The following is a 21,608-nucleotide window of genomic DNA, read 5'->3' on the forward strand; positions in this document are numbered from 1 at the left end:
AAGGACGGCGGAGCGGCGGATTCAGGCCGCTGGGCGTCGCCGACGGGAAGAGGCGGACAGGTGGGCGGCGGGAAGCGGTCGGAGCGGGAGGCCGGGCTGCGTGGCGGTCGGTCGTCCCGGCGGTCGTCCGGCTCCTCCTCCGAACCGTCCTGCGGCCCGATATCCGCGGCACCGCCCTCCTCCGAACCGATGTCCGTCCGGCCGTCAGCGCACGCTTCTCCTCCCGGGCTCCGGTCCAGGCCCCCGTCCACACCTTCGCCCAGGTCCCCGGCCGCGCCTTCGTCCGCGCCTTCGTCCGGGGTCCCGGCCGGTTCGTTCGAGTCCTCGCCCGCGGTCTCGCCCCGGCTGCGGTTCGGGCTGCTCGGGCCGACGGTCGTGTACGGCGCCGACGGCGTCCCCCGGCCGGTCAGCAGCGCCAAGGGACGCGTCCTGCTCACCACTCTGCTCCTGGAACCGGGACGGGTCGTCTCCCTGGACGTGCTCAAGGACGCGCTGTGGGGCGGGGCTCCGCCCGCGTCGGCGCACGCCTCCCTGCAGAACCATGTCACCCGTCTGCGACGGCTCCTGGACGACCCGGACCGGCTGAGGTCGGTACCGCCCGGCTACCAACTGCGCGTCGGCGAAGGCGAGTTGGATGTCCGGGTCTTCGAGGCTCGGGTCGTGGCCGCCCGCGCGGCACACGCACGGCGCCAGTGGGGGAGGGCCGCGACCGAGGCTGTGGCGGCGCTCGCACTGTGGCGGGGTACCCCACTGGGCGGCTGGACCCCGGAGGCCGGTGGGATCCCTCTCGTCCAACGGCTGGAGGAGGCACGGCTGTTCGCGCTGGAATGCCGGTACGACGCGGAGCTGGAGCTGAGCCGAGGGGCGGCCGACCGGGGTGTACGGCTTGCCGGTCTTGCTCCCGAACTGGCCGCGCTGGTCGCCGAGTTCCCGCTGCGCGAGGCCTTTCACCGTCAGCTGATGCTGGTCCTGTACCGGACCGGGCGCCAGGCGGAGGCCCTCGCCGCACACCGTGACCTGCGCGGCAGGCTCGTCCGTGAACTCGGCGTGGAGCCGGGGGCCGCGGTACGGGAGGCGCACCTGGAGATCCTGCGGGATCCCGAGGCAGGGGCAGGGGCAGGGGCAGGGGCAGGGGCAGGAATCGGCGGGGCCGGGGTGCGTGCGGGCGGGATCGCGGAGGCCGCCACGGTCGAGGAAGGGCTGCCGGGAGCGCGTTCTCCCGGGATTCCGGCAGCCGGGACCGAGGGCGGCGCTCTCTCGCAGGGGCAGCCCGCCGATCCGGAGGCCTTCCGCGCGGGCTCCGGCGAATCGGCCCGGCCCAGGGCGCACGACACGCCGACGCCACCGGCGGAGGGCTTCCCCGCAGGTCAGGAGGAGGCCGTCCCTGCCTCCCCGGCGGATGCGCCTCGACCGGACCTTTCGGAAGCCGCCCGGACGGAGGCGCCGGGGGCCACTCGGGCGGCCCGGCCGGAAGCTCCTCGGACGGCCCCGGCCGAAGCCCTTCAGCCGGCCCCGACCGCTGGTGCCGAGGCAACGGCTCCCGGCGAAACCGCTGAAGCAACGGCCCCGACCGCGGGAGGTGAGACGGCAACCCCGACCACGGGAGGCCGGACTGCGACCCCGCCGGAGCCGGCTTCGGCCGAACCCGCCGTTGCCGTCGGCGCGGCCGGACCCGCCGCTCCCGTCGACGCGGCCGAACCCGCCGCTCCCGTCGACGCGGCCGGACCCGCCGCTCCCGTCGGACCGGCCGGATCCACCACTCCGGTCGGCTCGGCCGGAGCCGGCGCTCCTGCCCCCACGCCTGCCCAACTGCCGCCCGCACCGGTTCACTTCACAGGCCGCGAGGCAGCCGTCCAGGCGCTGCGCACCGCGCTGGTCCCGACCGGGGACGGCAGCCCGCGCGTGGCCGTCGTCAGTGGCATGGCGGGGGTCGGGAAGAGCGCGCTGGGTGTGCGGGTGGCGCACGGGCTGCGGGCGGAGTTCCCCGACGGCCAGCTGTACGTGCGCCTGCACGGGGCGACGCCGGGCGTGCCGCCGCTCACCGCCGGGCAGGCCCTCGCCGCGCTTCTCCGCGACCTGGGCACAAGGCCCCGGGACGTACCCGAACACCCGGACGCGGCGAGCGCGTTGCTCCGCTCGCTGCTGGCACCCACCCGCACCCTGCTGGTACTGGACGACGTCGCGAACGCCGCCCAGGTCCGCCCCCTGCTGCCCGCGGGCCCCGGCTGCGCCGTGATCGTCACCAGCCGCTCGCCCCTCACGGCTCTGGACGGCGCGACGCGCTTCCCGCTCGCACCGCTCTCGGACGAGGAGAGCGCCGAGCTGCTGCGCGCCGTCTCCGGGCGGGACGGCCTCGACGGTACGCACCCTCTCGTCGGCCTCACCGGCCGGCTGCCCCTCGCGCTGCGGATCGTCGCGGCCCGGCTCGCCGCCCGCCGGGTGCTCACCCCGGACGCGCTCGCCGGTCAACTGGCGGCCAGTGACGAACGGTTGCACCACCTGGAGTACGACGACCTCAGCGTGCGCCGCTCGCTCGCGGTCGCCCTCGACGCGCTGCGCGCCTCGGACCGGGAGGCCGACCGGGACGCGGCACTGGCCCTGCGCAGGATCGGCGCGCTCGACCTTCCGACGTACGGGGTCCCGCTCCTCGCGCGGCTGCTCGGCACCGGCGAACGGCGCGCCGAGGCCGCCCTCGACCGTCTCGTCGACGTGGCCCTCCTCGACGAGAGCGCGTACGGCCGCTACACCCCCCACGACCTCGTACGGGACTTCGCCCGCGAGGTGGCGGCCGAGGCGTCGGGAGAGGCGGCCGACGCGGCGGGTCAGCATGCGGCGCATCCGGACACCGCGCATCCGGACACGGCGAGTCCGGACGCCGTGGGCCCCGGCATAGCGGACCCCGGAGGGGCGGAGCTCGGCCCCATGAGCCCCGGCCTCGCTGTTCCCGATCCCGGCGATCCCACGGACATAGCCCTCCGCTGGTACATCGCCGCCGCCCGTCAGTGTGTGCTCGCCCTCGCCCCGTCCGGTGTCGACCGGGACAACCGGCTCGGCGTGACCTCCGCCGAGCGGGCGTGCGCGGCCTTCGAGGAGGGCGAGGGCGCCCCGTTCACCGCCATCACCGCGTGCGAGTCGGTTCCCCCGTTTCCCTCTTTTCCTCCTTTCGGCTCGGCCGCTGAGGCCGTCGCCTGGGGCGACCGTGAGGTGGCGAACGTCGTCGCACTCGTCGAGTGCCGTGCGGCCGCCTCCCCGCTCGTCCCCGTCCTCGTCCGCTCCCTCTTCCCGTACCTGCAGCGCCGCGGCCGGCTGCGTGAACTGGCCACGCTCGGGCGGCGGGCGCTGGAAGTGGCGCGGCGGCTCGGGGACGATGCGGCCGAGGCCGTCGCGCTCTCCGATCTGGCCGCTCTCCACTTCATGCGGGGCCAGGCCGGCGAGGCGCTCGTCCTGACCGACCAGGCACTCGCGCGCTGGCGCGGCCTCGGCGTCACGTCACGCGTCCAGCGCTGTCTGAACAACCGGGGGCTGCTGCTCGAAAGCCTGGGCCGGTACGTCGAGTGCGAGATCGCCCTGCGGGAGGGCCTCGAACTGGCACGGGAGCTGGGCGACACGGACGGTGAGGCCATCGCCTACAGCAATCTCGGCAACCTGTACGAGCACAGCGACCCGCGCGCCGCCATCGAGTGGCACGAGCGGAGCCTCGCGCTCGGGGAGGCCGTGGGCGACTCACGGGTCCGTGAGTCGGGGCACTGCAACATAGGGTTCGCCCACCTCGCGCTCGGCGAACCCGCCGGTGCCCTGGAGCACTTCGACCGCGCCCTGGACATCTCGGACGGGGTCGACTGGCAGAGCGGTTCGCAGACCCGCCTCGGCCTGGTGCGCGCGTTGCGCGACCTCGACCGTACGGAGCGGGCGGCCCGGGAGTGCGCCGCGCTGCTGGAGCGGGCCGAGCAGCGGGCGGACAGCTACACCGCCGGTCTGGCCCGCCACCAACAAGGCCTGCTGCTCCGGTCCTCGGGCCGCACCGAGGAGGCGTACGAGCAGTGGGAACTGGCCCTCGACGACCTCGACGGCACCGACAGCCCGGTCATCGAGGAGCTGAGGGACCTGCTGCTGGGGCAGCTCAACTGACCTTGCGTGCAGGAAAGTTCACCAGCGCGCGCCGAGGGTGCTTCGCGCAGGTTCCACCGAAGGCGGTCTGCGGGGGAGATCACTTCGCGTCCGCGTAGCACTTCACCACCGCCGTCGTGAACGGGAACCGCACCGGTGTCTGTCCGAACGTCAGCCGCCCCGCCAGCTCCGCCGCTTCCCGGATCGCCTCGACCACGGCGTCGGCCTCCTCCGCCGGGCAGTGCACCATCACCTCGTCGTGCTGGAAGAAGACCAGCTCGGCAGCCATGTCCCGGCAGGCGCGCCGGAGCCCGGCGAGCACGAGGAGGGTCCAGTCCGCGGCGCTGCCCTGCACCACGAAGTTCCGGGCGAAGCGGCCCCGGGCGCGGGAGTTGGTGGACGCGTACCCCGGCACCCACTCGTCGCCCCCGGGCCCTCCGGACCCGCCCGGGCCGTCGTCGGTCCCCTCGGCCGGCCCGTCCTGCGGCATCCCCGCCTCCTCCTCCGCGGATTCCGAGCCCACGGCCGGCGGGCAGGTGCGCCCCAGCCAGGTCCGTACGAGCCGCCCCTCCTCGCCCTCCCGCGCCGCGTCGTCCACGTACGCCACGGCCTTGGGGAAGCGGCGGCGGAGCAGCGCCAGGTTCTTGAGGCCGTCGCCGGACGTCTGGCCGTAGATCGCGCCGAGCACGGCGAGTTTCGCCTGGGCGCGGTCGCCGGAGAAGGCCCGGTCGGAGACGGACTGGTAGAGGTCGCTCTCGCGGCCGGCCACCTCCATCAGTCCGGGGTCGCGGGAGATCGCGGCCAGCACGCGCGGCTCCATCTGGTCGGCGTCCGCCACGACGAGCCGCCAGCCGGGGTCGGCGACCACCGCCCGGCGGATGACCTTGGGGATCTGCAGCGCGCCGCCGCCGTTGGTCACCCAGCGGCCGGTGACGGTACCGCCCGCCAGGTACTCCGGTCTGAACCGCCCGTCCCGCACCCAGTCCTGGAGCCACGACCAGCCGTGGGCGACCCAGATCCGGTACAGCTTCTTGTACTCGACGAGCGGCTTCACGGCCGGGTGGTCGATGGCCTCGATCTCCCAGCGCCGCGTGGACCTCACCTTGATCCCGGCCTGTGCGAAGGCCTTGACGACGTCCGCCGGCAGGTCGGGCCGGACCCGGCGCCCGAAGGCGGCCGACACCTCCTCCGTCAGCTCGGCCAGCCGCCGCGGCTCACCGCCGCCCGTGTACCGCTCGCCGAGCAGTTCGTGCAGCACCTCGCGGTGCACGTCCGTGCTCCAGGGCAGCCCGGTCGCGTTCATCTCCGTGGCCACGAGCATGCCCGCCGACTCGGAGGCCGTGAGCAGCCGCATCCGCTGGGGGTGCGCGGTCGCGTCGTGTCTGCGCTGCTGGTGTCCGTACACCTCGATGAGCTGTTCCAGCGATACGTGGCTGCCGGGACCGGGCCGCGGCTCGAAGAGGGAGGACTGCGAGCCGGGCTCGGCGGAGCGCTGCGGAGGGTCGGGCGGGACGGGGCCGCCGCGCAGCCTCGCCAGGGCGGCGGCCGCGGAGCGGGGCTCGCCGAGCCGTCCCTCGTGGCCGAGCAGGAGGGTCTCGGCGGCCTCCAGGTCGTAACAGCGCTCGACGCGGACGCCCGCGGTGCGCAGCCGCGGGTAGACCTCGGCCGTCGACCGCCAGATCCAGCGGGTGACGTCCGGCCGGGAGCGCACGGACCCGGCGAGGTCCGGCTCCCTCAGGACCGGTCCGGCGGGCAGGCCGTCGGGGCCGAGGGGGGCGAGCTCGGCGCCGCCGTCCTCGGTCGGTGCGAGAGCCCACCGGTCGGTCATGACTGGAGTGTCGCAGGAGGGTCCGACAACGGCCCCGAACCGCGTTCGGAGCCGCGTCCGGACAAGGCCCGGCCCCCGCGCACGGGGTCGCGGGGCGCCGGGCACCGGCCGGTCACTCCTCCCGAAGGGGCTGCCGGATCTTCTCCAGTTGCTCCGCGATGTTCGCCTCGGCCGCCGTCTTGTCGACGCCGAGCCCGCTGAGCACGCCCGTCCCGGCCTCGTGCTCCAGGAGGGCGAGCAGGATGTGCTCCGTGCCGATGTAGTTGTGGCCCAGGCGCAGGGCCTCGCGGAAGGTGAGTTCGAGGGACTTCTTCGCGTTGGCGTCGAAGGGGATGAGGGCGGGAACGGTCTCGGCGCGCGGGGGGAGACCGGCGGTCGCGGCTTCGCGCACGGTGTCCAGGGAGACGCCCTGCGCGGTGATCGCCTTCGCCCCGAGGCCCTCGGGCTCGGCGAGGAGGCCGAGGACCAGGTGCTCGGTGCGGATCTGGTCGTTGTCGGCGGCGCGGGCCGCTTCCTGGGAGACGACCACCACGTTCCTGGCCCGTGGCGTGTAGCGGCTGAAGCCCTGGCTCGGGTCGAGGTCCGACTCGGCCTTGGGCACGAACCGCTTCTGGGCCGCCTGCCGGGTGACGCCCATGCTCCTGCCGATGTCCGTCCAGGACGCGCCCGAGCGCCGGGCCTGGTCCACGAAGTGCCCGATCAGGTGGTCGGCCACGTCGCCGAGGTGGTCGGCGGCGATCACCGCGTCCTGGAGCTGGTCGAGGGCGTCCTCGTGGACCTTCTTGATGGCCTCGATGAGGTCGTCGAGGCGTACGGGGGTGGTGCCGCGTGGATTCGTGGTCATGTGTCAACCGTAAGTTGACAGTGCTGGGGTGTCAACCTCAAGTTGACACTTGTGGGTGACTCTCGTGGGTGACTTCTGAGTGCTTTTCCGCCCGTGACACGATCGAGGAATGAGCAGTACGTCCAGCACGGTGGAGCGCGCCTTCGAGGCCGCTCTCTACTCCGACACCGACGCGGCCCTCGACACGGGCGCCTCCCTGCTGGCCGCCGACCCCGCGTCCGACGCCGAACTCGCCCGCCGCGGCGAGGAGTTCGTCGCGGCGGCCTGGCGGCGCGGCTGGCAGCCGGCCGACGTCGTACGGATCGTGCGGCGCGAGCTGGACGACGTGCACGAACGCCTCGTGTCGGAGCTGGTCCTCGCCGAGGCCGGCCGGGACCGCCGACCCCGGGGCGCGCGCTGGGCCGCACAGCTCGACGAACTGGACGCCGGCCCGGGAGCGCTCCGCACGGACCGCTTCTCGTACGCGAGCGCAGCTCTGGAGCTGTACCGCCTGCTGCTGCGCCTGCCCTCCCTGGAACCGCTGGACGCGCACGCACCCCCGTCGTCCCGGGCGGCCGCCCCGCGGGACACCCGCATGCTCACCCGCATCCGCGCGCTGCTCGCCAAGGCGGAGGCCACCGGGTTCCCGGAGGAGGCGGAGGCGCTGAGCGCCAAGGCGCAGGAACTGATGGCGCGGCACAGCATCGACGAGGCGCTGCTCGCCGCGCGGACGCACGCGAAGGACGCGCCCGGCGCCTGCCGGATCGGAGTCGACGCGCCCTACGAGACCGCGAAGGCGGTCCTCCTCGACGCGGTGGCCGGGGCGAACCGCTGCCGCGCGGTGTGGAACGAGGCCCTCGGTTTCTCCACGGTCGTCGGTTTCGAACCCGACCTGGAGGCGGTCGAACTCCTCCACACCTCACTCCTCGTGCAGGCCACGGCCGCGATGACCAAGGCGGAGGCGGCCCAGCGCGCGGGCGGCAGGAAACGTACGAAGACCTTCCGGCAGTCCTTCCTCGCCGCGTACGCGCACCGCATCGGCGACCGGCTCGCCGACGCGGCCGAGGGGCAGGTGACCGCGACGGAGGGGGAGTTGCTGCCGGTCCTCGTGGCGCGCGACGTGGCGGTCGCGGACGAGACGGAGCGCATGTTCCCGGACACCGTCACGACCCGGATGCGTGGGGTGAACGACGCGGCGGGCTGGCAGGAGGGGGCCGCCGCGGCGGACCGGGCCCAGGTCGGGGCGCGGCCGCCGCTGCGACGCCCCTGACTCAGTCGCCCGCCCGCTGGAACGGGGTCACCGACGCGTCCGGCTCGCTCGCGCTCCGCAGGGCCACCTCGCCGTACTTCCAGTCGAAGGACTGATCGGCCCCCGCCCCGGGCAGCCCGAACTTCGCGCGCTTCACCGCGGCGCCCTTCGCCGCGTCACCGGCCGGGCCCCGTACGTACGTGATCGTGAAGCTGACCGTCTCGTCCTGCTTCACGGTCAGCTTCTCCGGTTCCGCGGACTTCTCCGGAGCGACGGCCAAGGCCGTGGTGCCCGCGGTCAGTTCGACGGTGGGGAAGCCCTCCAGGGTGCAGTCGGCTCCGGAGCCGTTGGTGAGGGTGACGGAGACGGTCCCGGTGTCGCCCGCGGCCGGGGCCTCACTGGCGACGACCTCCTGGTCGAGCTTGCCGGCCGCGCAGGCGGTCGAGGAGGTGTCCGAGGAGCCGGTCTTCTTGCCACCGGTCTTCTTGTCACCGCCACCGTCGTCGTCGCCGCCACAGGCGGTCAGGGTCAGGGTGAGAGCCGCCGCGAGGGCGGTGACGGCGATCGGCAGGGTGCGCATGGGTTTCCTCTGGCCTGTGGGTCGTGCTGCTCGGTCGTGGATCATCATGCGGTTCCGCGTGCCGGGATTCCACCGACCCCTGCACCTTCGCCCGTTGAAGCTTCACACGTCCCGGGCCCCGGATGCTCCGCCCACCCGGTCCCCTCCCGTACGCTGGCCCGGTGAGCTGGCGACGGGCGCTGAAGGACACCGCGCGCTCGGGCCTCGCCGTGGAGAAGACGCGGCTCGAACCCCTCGTCGCGGTGCGCGGAGCGGTGGGGCTCGCGATCGTGATCGCGGTGTCCCTGTGGGCCTTCGGCCCGGTCGCGGCCGCGAGTTCGGCGTTCGGCGCGTTCCAGGCGGCCATCGCGACGTTCCAGCGCAGCTGGCGCCCCCGGCCCGAACTGGCCCTCGCCTCCGGTACGAGCCTCGCCGTCTCCACGTTCCTCGCCTACCTCACGGTCTCCTACGAGCCGCTCTTCCTCGCGCTGCTGGTGGCGTGGACGTTCGCGGCGGGGATGAGCTGGGCGGCGGGCCCGACCATCGGTCTGATCGCCTCCTCGAACGTGGCGATCATGCTGGTGACGGTCACCCTGCCGACCTCGGTCGCCCAGGCCGCGGGCCACGCCGCCATGATGATCGTGGGCGGTGTCGTCCAGGCCGCGCTGATCGTGCTGTTCCCCGTACGGCGCTGGGGTGCGCACCGGGACGCGCTCGCCGACGCCCTGGCCGCCGAGGGGGACTACGCGCGCCGCCTGCGCCACGACCCCCTCGCGGCCTTCGACCCGCTGCCCCTGATGGAAGCCCGCAACGCGGCCGCCGTCACCCCCCGCCAGGCCCGCCGTCGTCCCGCCGAACTGCACGGCGCCCGCGGCCTCGCCGAGCGGATCCGCCCGGTCCTCGCCTCCCTGGCCGACCCGGCGACGGGCGTCCCGGCGGAGGGCCGCGCCCGCGACCGGGTCCGTGAACTCCTCGGCGCCGCCGCAGCCGTCCTCGACGCGGCGGCCCACGCGATCCGCCACGGCGAGCCCGTGACCGTCCCGCCCGCCGCACTGGCCGCGTTCCGTACCCCGGACACCGGCAGCATCCTCACCGGCCGCCCCTACCGCGCGGCCGCCCGACTCGACACCCTCCTGAAGGACGTGGTGGAAACAGCGGGCGGCGCCTCCCCGCAAGGGCGTGAGGAGGCGCGCGCCCGGCTCCCGGAAACCGGCGGGCGCCCGGCCGCCGCGTCCCACCGCCCCCGCAGCCGTCCCACCTTCCTCGGCCTGATCCCCGTGGCGCTGAAAGCGATGCGCGAGGAGTTCCGCAGGGGTTCCCCCATCGTCCGCCACGCCACGCGCGTGTCGGTGGTCGCCGCCACCGGATACGTCCTCGGCTCCTGGCTCCCTCTCGGCCACGGCTACTGGGCGCCGCTGACCTCGGTCATGGTCATGCGCCCGGACTTCTCGCAGACGTACAGCAGGGCGGTGGCGCGACTCGGTGGCACCGTCGTCGGCGTGGCCGTGGCCACGGCCGTGGTGCGGCTGGCCGACCCGGGCACGTACCTCTCCGGCGCCCTCGCCGTGGTGTGCGCCGGCCTGATGTACCTCCTGATGCGTACGGGGCAGTTCGCGGCCCAGGCCTGCATCGCCGCGTACGTCGTGCTCCTGCTCGGCATGGGCGGCGAGGAGTGGAACCAGACCGTGCCCGAACGCGTTCTGCTCACCCTGCTCGGCGGCCTGCTGGCGATGCTCGCGTACGCCGTCTACCCGGCGTGGGAGACCCCGCGTCTGCGCACCCGGCTCGCGGACTGGCTGGCCACGCAGGGCCGTTACGCGGACGTGGTCTTCGGCGCCTACGCCGACCCCGCGCACCGCAGCGTCCCGGACGTCCGCAAGGCCCTGCTCTCCGCGCGCACCGCCCGCGCGGCCTGGCATGCCGCCGTGGCCCGCGCCACCGCCGAACCGGTCCGCCACCGGGGCCTCTCCCGCACCGCCGCCGACGACGCCGAGGACGCGCTCGCCCAGCTGGGCCGGGTCGCCATGCTCCTGGAGGCCCATCTCCCGGAACACGGCGCGACGCCGGTCCCGGCCGCCGCCGCCTTCGCCGAGGCCCTGCGTGAGTCCACCCAGCACGGTGCCAAGGCCATCCGCGAGCGCCGGATTCCCACCTGGGACGCCGTACGCACCGCTCTGACCACCTGGGAGACGACGGAGACCGGCGGGGGAGGGGAGCCCGGTGAGCCGGGTGGGATCAGCGAGACCGGTAGGACCGGTGCGGCCGCCACCTCCGACAACGACCAGTTCGTCCGGGAGGCGGCGCGGCGCGTGCTCGACGCGCTCATCGAGCTGTCCGAGGCTCTCGACACCGCCGTGGCGCCCATGACGCTCGACGGGACGGCGGCCGCTTCGGAGACCGCGCCCCCGCAGAAGCCGGACGGGCCGCCGAAGCCGGACAGGCCGCGGAACCCGGAGGATTCCGCGGCCCGCGGGACCGGCGGCGACGGTGTCAGGAACCCAGACTCGCCGTAGGCAGGCCGGACGGCAGCTTCCCGCCCTCCGTCTTCGTGTACGTCTCCTCGCCGAAGCCCTCCCAGGTGACCTTCAGGGTCGTGGAGCCGACGGAGTGGACCATGCCCTCGGCCCGGTCCTTGTTCCCGTCGGAGCACTTCAGCTCGATCATCCGCATGCCGGAGGTCTCACGGGCGGTGCCACTGCACACGGACCCGCTCGTCGAGAACAGCCCGGCCTCCTCGCCGGTGATCACCAGGGCCACGGCCTTGCCGCCCTTGGTGGCCAGCCAACTGCCCTCCAGCTTCCCGGCCTCGGCCGAGCCGTCGCCGGAGCCGCCACCGGTGTCCGCCGACCCGGTCGGCGCCGCGCTCGTGCCGGACGACGGGTCCTTGTCACCGTCCGCGCCGCTGTCGCCGCTGCAGCCCGCGGTCAGGGCGAGCGTGGCCGCCAGCGCCGCCACCGAGCCCGCGATCCGCGCCTGCCTGCGCGAGAAGGTCGCCGAAGTCACTGAAGCCCCCAAGGGTCTGGCCGGACGGGTCGCCGGTACCCGCCGGGTACCACCGGTGGCGCCGATGTCACCGGAACGACCGGAGCAAGCTACCAGCCGCTCCTCTCAGCACCTCGGGGACGACCCCGCCGCCATCGGGCCGCGCTACCAGGAGGACTTCCGGACCCCCGGCAGGAACCCCTTGTGCGCCTGGTCCCGCAGGTTCACCCGCGAGAGCCCGAACGTCCGCAGGTAGCCACGCGGGCGACCGTCCACACTGTCCCGGTTGCGCACGCGCGTGGCGCTGGCGTCACGCGGCTGCCGCTCCAACTCCCGCTTGGCAGCTGCCCGTTCGGAGTCCGTCGAGGACGGCTTGCGGATGATCTCCTTGAGCTCGGCCCGTCGCCCGGCGTACCGGGCGACGATCTCCTGGCGCCTGTCGTTCTTGGCGATCTTGCTCTTCTTGGCCATCAGACCTTCACCCCACGGGCCCGGATCCGGGCCACGGCGGCCTCGACGCCGAGGACGTCGACCGTCTTGATGCCCTTCGTGCTCAGCTTCAGCCGTACGTACCGGCCCTCGCTGGGCAGCCAGTAGCGCTTGCTCTGGATGTTGGGGTCGAAGCGGCGCGACGTGCGCCGGTGCGAGTGGGAGATGGAGTTGCCGAAGCGGGGCCGGGTCCCGGTCAGCATGCAGTGCGCGGACATGTGAGTGACGTACCTCTCTGTTCTCTCCGTTGTCGATAATGGGATTCGTTTTCATATACTAGCCACATGGCACGCAATGAACTCCGCCCGGTCATCAAACTCCGGTCCACGGCCGGGACCGGCTACACGTACGTCACCCGCAAGAACCGCCGTAACGACCCCGACCGGATGACCCTGCGCAAGTACGACCCGGTCGCAGGCCGGCACGTCGACTTCCGAGAGGAGCGCTGAGCGTCATGCGCGAGGGAATCCACCCGGCGTACGGGCCCGTCGTCTTCCGGGACCGGGCCGCGAACCACGCCTTCCTGACCAGCTCGACCATGACGAGCGAGAAGACCATCGAGTGGGAGGACGGCAACACCTACCCGGTCGTCGACGTCGAGATCTCGAACGTGAGCCACCCCTTCTACACGGGCACGGCCCGCGTGATGGACACCGCCGGCCGCGTGGAGCGCTTCGAGCGACGGTTCGGCCGGCGTGACGGCCGACGGGCCGACAACCGGGAGAGCGGGCGGGACGCCGGGCGCGACGGCGAAGCGGACGGCAAGCGGGACGCCGTGAGCGGGGAGCAGTGATGCTGAGCGTCGCCATCGTCGGCGGACTGCACGCCGACGCCCGCAGGCAGGCGGTGGAGCGGCTGCTCGTCGACGTGCCGGGCGCCGTGGCGCTGCACCACGACCTCTCGACCGCCGTACAGGGCACCGTGGTCCGCACGGTCCGCGACCACACCGGCATCGTCTCGGCCGGTGAGGCACCGCTGGTCAACGACTGCGCGTGCTGCGCCCTGCGCGAGGACCTGGTCCCGGAGCTGGAGCGGCTCGCGGCGGACGGTCTGACCCGCCTTGCGATCGTCGAGCTGTGGGACTCGGTCGAGCCGAAGGCGATGGCCGAGGTGGTCGCGAGCGCGGGTCTCCACCTCACCGGTGTCATCACCGCGGTCGATCCCGCGCTGGTGCTCCCGTACCTCGGCAACGGCGACGACCTCGCCGACGCGGGCCTCGCCGCGGCCGCGACCGACCAGCGCACCGTCGCCGACACCTTCGCCCGGCAGCTGGAGTACGCCCCGGTCCTGGCCCTCGCCGACTCGGAGGAGGCCGACGACGAGGACCGCGCGCTGCTGGTCCAGCTCCACCCGACAGCCCGCCAGGTACCGATCGGCCCCGTCGCGCTGCCGGACCCGTGGGGCTGGGAGTCCTGGTTCGCGGGCCAGGAATCCGCGGGCCGGGGAGGCGCGGGCCGGGAAGGCGAGGACCCGCGTGCCGCCGACTCCGGCGCGGCGCCCACGACCGACCGTCCGGACTTCGAGGGTTCCGGGCACCCCGGGCCGGCGGGGCAAGGCGCCGGAGACGACGCTGCGAGCTCCGAAGGCCGTGATGGTCCCGGCGGCCGTACGGTTCCGACGGCTCCCGAGCCCGCTGGTTCCGAGTCCGTGACCCCCGAGCCCGTGGGTTCCGCGCTCGCGGAACTCGCGCTCGCCGGGTTCGACGTGGAGGCGGCCGCCGCGGCCCAGCATCCGGCGTGTGCCCTGTTGCCGGCCGAGGCGGACGAATGTGGGGTCTCCACGCTCGTATGGCACCGGTGCCGGCCGTTCCACCCGGAGCGGCTGTACGCGGCGCTGGAGGACCTGACCTGCGCGGCCGCCCGCAGCCGGGGCCGGTTCTGGCTCGCGGACCGGCCCGACACGCTGCTGCACTGGGACGCGGCCGGCGGCGCCCTGTGCGTGGAGAGCGCCGGGCCGTGGCTGGCCTCCCTGCCCGACGCGGCCTGGGACATGGTTCCGCCGGTGCGCCGGGCCGCCGCCGCGCTCGACTGGCACCCCGAGCACGGCGACTGCTGCCAGCACCTCGTCTTCACCTCGCCGGGCCTGGACCGCGACGGACTCGAACTGCTCCTGGAGTCCTGCCTGTTGACCGACGCGGAGTACGCCGCCGGCCGTCCCGCCTGGAAGCGGCTCCCGCCCGCCTTCGACACCCTCCTGGAGGTCTGACCATGCCCCGCAAGCCCGAGCGCAAGCTGTCGCCCCGCCCGAACCCCCTGGACGCGGCGAAGATCACGTACATCGACTACAAGGACACCGACCTCCTGCGGAAGTTCATCTCCGACCGCGGGAAGATCCGCAGCCGCAGGGTCACCCGGGTCTCCGTCCAGCAGCAGCGCCGGCTGGCCCGCGCGATCAAGAACGCCCGTGAGATGGCCCTGCTGCCGTACGCGTCGCGGTAGCCCCGGCGGTCCCGTCGGCCGCAACGGCCCCCACAGCCCTGTCCCGTCCGTTCATCGAACGGACGGGACAGGGCTGTTCTGGAACAGGAACGGCCCGGCGCGCGTCTCTCTCACCGGTGGGGGACGGCATGGGAACGATTCGGACCCCGCCGCCGTCAAAGCTGTAATCAGGAGACCACCCCCCGTGCACGTGCATCTGCCCATGCATCTGCATGTGAAGGCAGCTATGATCCGGGGCAGTTGATCGCTGAATCAATGGCAACAGACGCCAATGCACCACCGGGGAGCGACCTGTGGACCACGACGTGTACAACGGCATGGCTGCCACGGAGCTGCACGAGGCGGCCTGGCAGAAGAGCATGCACAGCAACTCGCAGGGATCCTGCGTGGAGTTCGCCCGCCTGCCCGGCGGTGAGGTGGCCGTGCGCAACTCGCGCTTCCCCGACGGCCCGGCCCTCGTCTACACGCGTGCGGAGATCGAGGCCATGCTCCTGGGCATCAAGGACGGCGAGTTCGACCACCTGGTCGCGGGCTGACGGCCGAAGCCGCCCGGAGCGCCCGCGCGCTCGGGGTGTCCGGCCTGCCCCCGGAGCGCGTAACGCGCGTAGAACCGAGGCCCGAAAAAGCGCCGCGGCCCCTCAGGCGGAAGGCCCCAGCCGGAACAGCGCCCACACGACCTTGCCGTTGAGCGTGCCGGCCAGCGGGTGCCATCCCCAGCTGTCGGCGAACGAGTCGACGAGGAACAGGCCGCGTCCGGACTCCGCCGAGAAGTCCTCGGAGTCGCCCGCGACCGGACTGTCGTGACTGGGGTCGCGCACCGCGCACACGACCCGCTCGGTCCACCGCATCAGGTGCAGCCGTACGGGCGGGCCCTGGTCGGCCGGGCGTGGGGTGTCCGCGGGCAGCGCGTGCCGCAGCGCGTTGGTGACGAGTTCCGAGACGACCAGACAGACGTCGTCGAAGCGGTTTCCGACATCCCACTGATCCAGCGTGCGGCGGGTGAACTGCCGTGCGTCGCGCACCGCTTCGTAACGGGGCGGAAGGGCGCAGGAGGCGGCGTTGGACACGGCCGCGGGGTCCAGTGGCGGAAGCCCCTGCCGTAACGGCTCGAGCATGGTCGATCCATTCGTCCCCATGCGAGGCACTCCCGGGGTTCGCGGTCGTTGCGATGCAGCGGTGGCGCGAGACCATCGTTCCGAATGCGTTCAGCAGATGCAAGGGCAGATGCACGTGCACGCGCCCGAATTAGGCCTTCCCATACCGCTTCTGGGTCATTTTTTCCGCCATCTTCTTGCCGCTTTCTCGGGTCTGGCTTGTCTTCTCCTTGCCGATTCCTGTGCGTCTCACTTGAAAGCTTGCCGTTTCTGTAACCGAACGAGTACTGCTTGAAGTGTTTTAGTGGCAGACTGCGGCCCTTGAGAACGGGTTGGGGAGGCGGACGAACGTGAGCGCGCAGGAGTCGGGATCGGTGGTACGGCGCATGCTGCTCGGCTCTCACCTGAGGCGGCTGCGCGAGTCGCGCGGGATCACCCGGGAGAAGGCCGGTTATTCGATCCGAGCCTCCGAATCGAAGATCAGCCGTATGGAGTTGGGCCGGGTGAGTTTCAAGACGCGGGACGTCGAGGATCTGCTGACGCTCTACGGGATCTCCGACGAGGCGGAGCGCACCTCGCTGCTCTCCCTCGCCAAGGAGGCCAACGTCGCGGGCTGGTGGCACAGTTACTCGGACGTCCTGCCCAGCTGGTTCCCGACGTACGTGGGCCTGGAGGGCGCCGCGTCCCTGATTCGCTCGTACGAAGTCCAGTTCGTGCACGGCCTGTTGCAGACCGAGGCGTACGCGCACGCCGTCGTCGCCCGCGGGATGCGGGGTGCGAGCGCGGCCGACATCGAGCGGCGCGTGGCCCTGCGCCTGGAGCGCCAGAAGTACCTGGTGTCGGAGAGCGCGCCCGAGTTCCACGTCGTGCTGGACGAGGCGGCGCTCCGGCGGCCGTACGGCGACCCGGGTGTGATGCGCGGTCAGCTCCAGCACCTCATCGACATCTCGCAGCGCCCCAACGTACGGCTCCAGGTCATGCCGTTCCGGTTCGGCGGGCACGCGGGCGAGAGCGGGGCCTTCACGGTGCTCAGCTTCCCCGAGTCCGACCTGTCCGACGTCGTGTACCTGGAGCAGCTCACCAGCGCGCTGTACCTGGACAAGCGCGAGGACGTCACCCAGTACGAGAAGGCGATGAAGGAGCTCCAGCAGGACAGTCCGGGCCCCGACGAGAGCCGCGACCTGCTCAGGGGCCTGCTCCAGCTCTCCTGACGCCGTCCCCCGCTCCCTCTCTGTCGAGGTCGGCCTCAACTCCCTTGCGACACCAGTACGATGACGTGTGATCAGACCGTGAAGATGATCAGGCTGGCTGCCGCGGCAGCAAGGGATTGAGGGATCACATGTCGTCCTACTTCACCGACCTCGCTCAGCAGTACATCGACGGCGAGTGGCGCCCGGGGACCGGTTCCTGGGACATCATCGACTTCAACCCCTACGACGGTGAGAAGCTCGCCTCGATCACGATAGCCACGGTCGACGAGGTGGATCAGGCCTACCGCGCCGCCGCCCGCGCCCAGAAGGAATGGGCCGCGACGAACCCGTACGCGCGTCGTGCCGTGTTCGAGAAGGCCCTGCGGATCATCGAGGAGCGCGAGCAGGAGATCGCCGAGGTGATCATCGCGGAGCTCGGCGGTACGCATCTGAAGGCCGGCTTCGAACTGCACCTCGCCAAGGAGTTCCTGCGCGAGTCGATCAACCTGGCGCTGCGGCCCGAGGGCAAGATCATCCCCTCGCCGGTCGACGGCAAGGAGAACCGCCTCTACCTCGTCCCGGTCGGCGTCGTCGGTGTGATCAGCCCCTTCAACTTCCCGTTCCTGCTGTCGCTGAAGTCCGTCGCGCCCGCCCTGGCCCTGGGCAACGGCGTGGTGCTCAAGCCGCACCAGAACACCCCGATCGTGGGCGGCTCGCTGGTCGGGAAGATCTTCGAGGACGCGGGTCTGCCGGCCGGTCTGCTGAACGTCGTGATCACCGACATCGCGGAGATCGGCGACGCCTTCATCGAGCACCCGGTCCCGAAGGTCATCTCCTTCACCGGCTCCGACAAGGTCGGCCGCCACGTCGCCACGGTCTGCGCCGCGAACTTCAAGCGTTCCGTCCTCGAACTGGGCGGCAACAGCGCGCTGGTGGTCCTGGACGACGCGGACATCGACTACGCCGTGGACGCCGCCGTGTTCAGCCGGTACGTGCACCAGGGGCAGGTCTGCATGGCCGCGAACCGCGTCCTCGTGGACCGCTCGGTCGAGGCGGAGTTCACCGAGAAGTTCGTCGCCAAGGTCAGGACGCTGAAGGTCGGCGACCCGAACGACCCGCAGACCGTCATCGGCCCGCTCATCAACTCCTCCCAGGCGGACGCCGTTTCGGGCGTCGTGGCCCAGGCGATCGCCGAGGGCGCCACCGCCCTCGTGCACGGCGGCGTCAACGAGAACCTCGTCGAGCCGACCGTCCTGACCGGTCTGCCCGCCGACTCCGACATCCTCCGGCAGGAGATCTTCGGCCCCGTGGCGCTCCTCGTCCCGTTCGACGGCGAGGAGGAGGCCGTACGGATCGTCAACGACACCCCCTACGGGCTGAGCGGCGCCGTGCACACCGCCGACGTCGAGCGCGGTGTCTCCTTCGCCAAGCAGATCGACACGGGCATGTTCCACGTGAACGACGGCACCGTGCACGACGAGCCGCTGGTCGCCTTCGGCGGCGAGAAGTCCTCGGGTCTCGGCCGCCTGAACGGCGAGGCGACGGTCGGGGCGTTCAGCACCCAGAAGTGGATCTCGGTGCAGCACGGACGCAGCTTCTTCCCGTTCTGATCCCGGTTCCGATTCCTTTCCCGTGGCGGGCCCTTGCGGACAGAAGCTGACCGCAAGGGCCCGTAACTTCGTGGGTGTCGAGAAGGAAACGGCACCCACGAAAAGGCGGCTCCCATGGTCATGCACGTGCGCGCAGAAGCCCACGGCGACGAGCGCGGCGCGCTGCTCGCCTTCCTCGACGAGCAGCGCGGCGGCATCCGCCGGACCCTGCTCGGGCTGACGGACGAGCAGGCCGCGAGCCGCCCGAGCGCCAGCGAACTCTCGCTCTCCGGGCTGCTCAAGCACGTCGCCGAGACCGAGCAGGGCTGGCTGTCGAGGGCGCAGCAGGTGGCGCCCGACGTCCAGCGCTCCGAGGAGACCTGGGGCGACAGCTTCAGGCTGACCGGCGACGAGACGGTCGAGTCGATGCTCGCCTACTGGGAGAAGGGCGCCCGGCAGACCGAGGACTTCATCCGGGCCGTGCCCAGCCTGAACGACACCTTCCCGCTGCCCGACCAGCCCTGGTTCCCGGACGACGAGGCCGTCTCGATGCGCTGGCTGCTGCTGCGCCTGATCGCCGAGATGGCCCGGCACGCCGGCCACGCCGACGTCATCCGCGAGTCCCTCGACGGCAGGACGGCCTTCGAGCTCGTCGCGCAGCAGCAGGGCTGGGGCTGAGCCCCCGCCGGGGCAGGTGCCCGGGGCGACGCGGCGCGTCCTACGCTTGACCGCATGTCAGCGATCCGCCTCCTCGTCCTGGGTGCCGTACGCCAGCACGGCCGGGCCCACGGCTACCAAGTGCGCAACGACCTGGAGTACTGGGGCGCGCACGAGTGGTCCAACGCCAAGCCCGGCTCGATCTACCACGCGCTCAAGCAGATGGCGAAGCAGGGCATGCTGATCGCCCACGAGATCGCGCCCTCCACGGCCGGCGGCCCGCCCCGCACGGAGTACGAGATCACGGAGAAGGGCACGGGGGAGTACTTCACGCTCCTGCGCGAGTCCCTGACCTCGTACGACCAGAAGCCGGACATCCTCTCCGCGGCGCTCGGCTTCGTGGTGGACCTCGGTCGCGAGGAGGCGCTCGAACTCCTGGAGGAGCGCGTTCGCGTCATCGAGGAGTGGCGTTCGGCCGTCACCGAGCACTACGTCCCGGAGGACGGTCCCGAACAGCTGGGTCACATCGGCGAGATCATGAACTTCTGGGTGCACTCCGCCGACAGCGGTGCCGAGTGGACCCGCGGCCTGATCCAGCGCATCAAGGGCGGCGCGTACACCTTCGCGGGCGAGGGCGAGCCGTTCGTGGGGGTGCTCGCGGAGGGCGAGGACAACCCGTACGCGACGGGGGAGACGCATCCGGAGGATGCCAAGTAATCAAGTTTGACTAAACCGCCGTGCGGGCATACCGTCTGTCGCTGGGTTGGTAGTCAAGTTTGATTACCTGGAACGAAGGGAGCTCGATGACCGACGCGATCGTCGTCGAGGGCGTACGGAAGCAGTACGGAGACAAACACGCGCTGGACGGGCTCGACCTGCGGGTCGGGCGCGGCACGGTGCACGCGGTGCTCGGCCCCAACGGCGCGGGCAAGACGACCCTGGTCCGGGTCCTGTCCACACTGCTGCGGCCCGGCGGCGGCCGTGTCGAGGTGGCGGGACACGACGTGGTGACCCGCGCGCGCGAGGTGCGTCGCCGCATCGGCCTCCTCGGCCAGCACGCGGCGCTCGACGAGGAGCTCGGCGGGCAGCAGAACCTGGAGATGTTCGGGCGCCTCTACCACCTCGGCACGCGCCGCGCCCGCGTGCGGGCCGACGAGCTCCTGGAGCGCTTCGGCCTGGCGGACACGGGCCGCAAAGCGGTGAAGCGGTACAGCGGCGGCATGCGCCGCCGCCTGGACCTCGCGGCCTCGCTCATCACCGAACCGGAGGTGCTCTTCCTGGACGAGCCGACGTCGGGCCTCGACCCGCGAGGCCGCGCGGAGGTGTGGGAGGCGGTGCGTTCCCTGGTGGGCGGCGGCACGACGGTACTGCTCACCACCCAGTACCTGGAGGAGGCGGACCAGCTGGCCCATCGGATCTCGCTCGTCGACCACGGGAAGGTCGTCGCGGGCGGCACCGCGGACGAGCTGAAGGCCCTGGCGGGCGGCGACCGGATCGACGTCGTGCTGCGGGACGGCGGCCGGCTGGGAGCCGCGGTCGCCCTCTTGCCGCTCGACAAGGAGGAGATCACGGTCGACGTCGACCGGCGTCTGCTGAGTGCCCCGGTGACCGACCGCATGAGGGTGCTCGCCGGAGTCGTACGGGCGCTGGAGGAGGCCGGCCTGGAGGCGGAGGACGTGGCCCTGCGGCGGCCCACGCTCGACGAGGTGTTCCTGCGCCTCACCGCGGGCGACGACCCTGTGAAGGAGGCCGTGTGACCACGTACGTGCTGAGTGATTCCTGGACCATGACCCGCCGTGAACTCGCCCACTGGGCACGGCAGCCGGCCCAGGTCCTGGTCGGTCTGGTCTTCCCCGTGATGCTGCTGCTGATGTTCGGCTACCTGATCGGTGGCGGCCGGGGCGTCGACGGCGACTACGTCGACTTCCTGGTGCCCGGCATGCTCGCGCTGACCATGGCCTTCGGCCTCGAAGGCACGATGCTGGCCGTCACCCAGGACCTCAACAAGGGAGTGATCGACCGCTTCCGGTCGATGCCGATGGCCGACGGAGCGGTGCTGGTCGGCCGTTCGGTCGCCGACATGCTCCAGTCGGTGCTCGGCCTGCTCGTGCTCGTCGGGGTCGCACTCGCGCTCGGCTGGCGCGTGCACGGGACCCCTGGAGCCTTCCTGGGGGCCATGGGCCTGCTCCTGCTGTTCCGGTTCGCGATGCTGTGGATCGGCATCCTGCTGGCGATGGTGGCCGGAAAACCGGAGATGGTGCAGGCCGTGCAGATCCTGATCTGGCCCGTCGGATTCCTCTCCAACGCCCTCGCGACCCCCGAGTCCATGCCGGGCTGGCTGGGCACGGTCGTCGAATGGAACCCGATGTCACAGACGGCCACGGCCGTACGGGACCTGCTCGGCGGGGAGGGCGGCGAGGCGGGGCACGTGTGGGCGGCGGTGGCCTGGCCGCTGGCACTCCTGGCGGTGTTCTTCCCGCTGGCGGTACGGAGGTTCTCGGCGCTGAGCAAGTAACGGCGCCCGGCCCGCGGGCCGGGAAGCGGGCCGAGCCGGTCCTCCCTCGTAGGGGAGGTCGGCTCGGCCCGGACATCCGGACGTCCGT

The 21,608-nt window shown here is 72.4% G+C and carries 20 protein-coding genes and 1 pseudogene; 14 read left to right on the forward strand and 7 right to left on the reverse strand.

The annotated features are described in order from the left end of the window. Positions 1–375: 375 nt before the first annotated feature. Positions 376–4,128: an AfsR/SARP family transcriptional regulator gene (locus tag O1Q96_RS03595; RefSeq protein ID WP_269246816.1), complete on the forward strand. Its 3,753-nt coding sequence runs from the start codon at positions 376–378 to the stop codon at positions 4,126–4,128. Positions 4,129–4,207: 79 nt separating this feature from the next. Here the strand turns inward: O1Q96_RS03595 and O1Q96_RS03600 are convergent, their stop codons facing one another. After that, the gene (locus O1Q96_RS03600; protein WP_269246817.1) at positions 4,208–5,935 is read right to left on the reverse strand and encodes a bifunctional 3'-5' exonuclease/DNA polymerase; all 1,728 of its coding nucleotides are present in this window, start codon (positions 5,933–5,935) and stop codon (positions 4,208–4,210) included. Between the two features lie 112 nt (positions 5,936–6,047). Then, positions 6,048–6,779, reverse strand: coding sequence for a Clp protease N-terminal domain-containing protein (locus O1Q96_RS03605; RefSeq protein WP_269246818.1), 732 nt, complete (start codon positions 6,777–6,779; stop codon positions 6,048–6,050). A gap of 109 nt (positions 6,780–6,888) precedes the next feature. Here O1Q96_RS03605 and O1Q96_RS03610 point away from each other — a divergent pair, with 109 nt between their 5' ends. Further along, on the forward strand, positions 6,889–8,028 hold the full coding sequence (locus O1Q96_RS03610) for a DUF2786 domain-containing protein (RefSeq protein WP_269246819.1): 1,140 nt from the start codon (positions 6,889–6,891) through the stop codon (positions 8,026–8,028). 1 nt (position 8,029) lies between these two features. Here O1Q96_RS03610 and O1Q96_RS03615 read toward each other — a convergent pair whose 3' ends face one another. Next, entirely contained in the window at positions 8,030–8,587 is a 558-nt protein-coding gene (locus O1Q96_RS03615) for a DUF4232 domain-containing protein (protein WP_269246820.1), read from the reverse strand. A gap of 161 nt (positions 8,588–8,748) precedes the next feature. Here O1Q96_RS03615 and O1Q96_RS03620 point away from each other — a divergent pair, with 161 nt between their 5' ends. Beyond that, entirely contained in the window at positions 8,749–11,079 is a 2,331-nt protein-coding gene (locus tag O1Q96_RS03620; RefSeq protein ID WP_269246821.1) for an FUSC family protein, read from the forward strand. On the opposite strand, the gene O1Q96_RS03625 is transcribed toward O1Q96_RS03620, so the two are convergent. The 3 genes from O1Q96_RS03625 to rpmB form a co-directional block, all read right to left on the reverse strand. Next, on the reverse strand, positions 11,057–11,569 hold the full coding sequence (locus tag O1Q96_RS03625) for a hypothetical protein (protein WP_269246822.1): 513 nt from the start codon (positions 11,567–11,569) through the stop codon (positions 11,057–11,059). The genes O1Q96_RS03620 and O1Q96_RS03625 overlap by 23 nt on opposite strands. Before the next feature lie 144 nt (positions 11,570–11,713). Continuing rightward, positions 11,714–12,019, reverse strand: coding sequence for a 30S ribosomal protein S14 (rpsN, locus tag O1Q96_RS03630; protein WP_269246823.1), 306 nt, complete (start codon positions 12,017–12,019; stop codon positions 11,714–11,716). Next, positions 12,019–12,255, reverse strand: coding sequence for a 50S ribosomal protein L28 (gene rpmB, locus O1Q96_RS03635; RefSeq protein ID WP_269246824.1), 237 nt, complete (start codon positions 12,253–12,255; stop codon positions 12,019–12,021). Before rpmB ends, rpsN begins: the two co-directional genes overlap by 1 nt. Positions 12,256–12,321: 66 nt before the next feature. Here rpmB and rpmG point away from each other — a divergent pair, with 66 nt between their 5' ends. The 5 genes and pseudogenes from rpmG to O1Q96_RS03660 all read left to right on the forward strand — a co-directional run bounded on the left by rpmG (position 12,322) and on the right by O1Q96_RS03660 (position 15,011). After that, the gene (gene rpmG / locus O1Q96_RS03640; protein ID WP_030573688.1) at positions 12,322–12,486 is read left to right on the forward strand and encodes a 50S ribosomal protein L33; all 165 of its coding nucleotides are present in this window, start codon (positions 12,322–12,324) and stop codon (positions 12,484–12,486) included. Between the two features lie 5 nt (positions 12,487–12,491). Next, positions 12,492–12,734 (forward strand): annotated as a pseudogene (locus O1Q96_RS03645) (type B 50S ribosomal protein L31); the annotation flags it as partial. 95 nt (positions 12,735–12,829) lie between these two features. Next, on the forward strand, positions 12,830–14,242 hold the full coding sequence (locus O1Q96_RS03650; RefSeq protein ID WP_269246825.1) for a GTP-binding protein: 1,413 nt from the start codon (positions 12,830–12,832) through the stop codon (positions 14,240–14,242). A 2-nt stretch (positions 14,243–14,244) separates the two neighbouring features. Beyond that, the gene (rpsR, locus tag O1Q96_RS03655; RefSeq protein ID WP_269246826.1) at positions 14,245–14,475 is read left to right on the forward strand and encodes a 30S ribosomal protein S18; all 231 of its coding nucleotides are present in this window, start codon (positions 14,245–14,247) and stop codon (positions 14,473–14,475) included. Between the two features lie 293 nt (positions 14,476–14,768). Then, positions 14,769–15,011, forward strand: a complete 243-nt coding sequence (locus O1Q96_RS03660) for a DUF397 domain-containing protein (protein WP_269246827.1) — start codon at positions 14,769–14,771, stop codon at positions 15,009–15,011. A 102-nt stretch (positions 15,012–15,113) separates the two neighbouring features. Here O1Q96_RS03660 and O1Q96_RS03665 read toward each other — a convergent pair whose 3' ends face one another. Next, positions 15,114–15,590 (reverse strand): ATP-binding protein, encoded by a 477-nt coding sequence (locus O1Q96_RS03665; protein WP_269246828.1) that lies wholly within the window; start codon positions 15,588–15,590, stop codon positions 15,114–15,116. Positions 15,591–15,955: 365 nt separating this feature from the next. Here O1Q96_RS03665 and O1Q96_RS03670 point away from each other — a divergent pair, with 365 nt between their 5' ends. From O1Q96_RS03670 to O1Q96_RS03695, 6 genes are all read left to right on the forward strand, one after another. Continuing rightward, complete coding sequence (locus O1Q96_RS03670; protein ID WP_269253461.1) at positions 15,956–16,780, forward strand: helix-turn-helix domain-containing protein; 825 nt, start codon at positions 15,956–15,958, stop codon at positions 16,778–16,780. 128 nt (positions 16,781–16,908) lie between these two features. Beyond that, on the forward strand, positions 16,909–18,369 hold the full coding sequence (locus tag O1Q96_RS03675) for an aldehyde dehydrogenase family protein (RefSeq protein ID WP_269246829.1): 1,461 nt from the start codon (positions 16,909–16,911) through the stop codon (positions 18,367–18,369). A gap of 114 nt (positions 18,370–18,483) precedes the next feature. Next, positions 18,484–19,026: a DinB family protein gene (locus O1Q96_RS03680; protein ID WP_269246830.1), complete on the forward strand. Its 543-nt coding sequence runs from the start codon at positions 18,484–18,486 to the stop codon at positions 19,024–19,026. A 54-nt stretch (positions 19,027–19,080) separates the two neighbouring features. Then, a complete protein-coding gene (locus O1Q96_RS03685; RefSeq protein WP_269246831.1) occupies positions 19,081–19,722 on the forward strand; it encodes a PadR family transcriptional regulator in 642 nt (213 codons plus the stop codon). 86 nt (positions 19,723–19,808) lie between these two features. Then, positions 19,809–20,762: an ATP-binding cassette domain-containing protein gene (locus O1Q96_RS03690; RefSeq protein WP_269246832.1), complete on the forward strand. Its 954-nt coding sequence runs from the start codon at positions 19,809–19,811 to the stop codon at positions 20,760–20,762. Further along, positions 20,759–21,520 carry an ABC transporter permease gene (locus tag O1Q96_RS03695; protein ID WP_269246833.1) on the forward strand — a complete coding sequence of 254 codons (762 nt, stop codon included), beginning with the start codon at positions 20,759–20,761 and terminating at the stop codon, positions 21,518–21,520. The genes O1Q96_RS03690 and O1Q96_RS03695 overlap by 4 nt, the downstream gene beginning before the upstream one ends. Positions 21,521–21,608: the final 88 nt, after the last annotated feature.

It is taken from the genome of Streptomyces aurantiacus, from assembly GCF_027107535.1.
Taxonomy (GTDB): domain Bacteria; phylum Actinomycetota; class Actinomycetes; order Streptomycetales; family Streptomycetaceae; genus Streptomyces.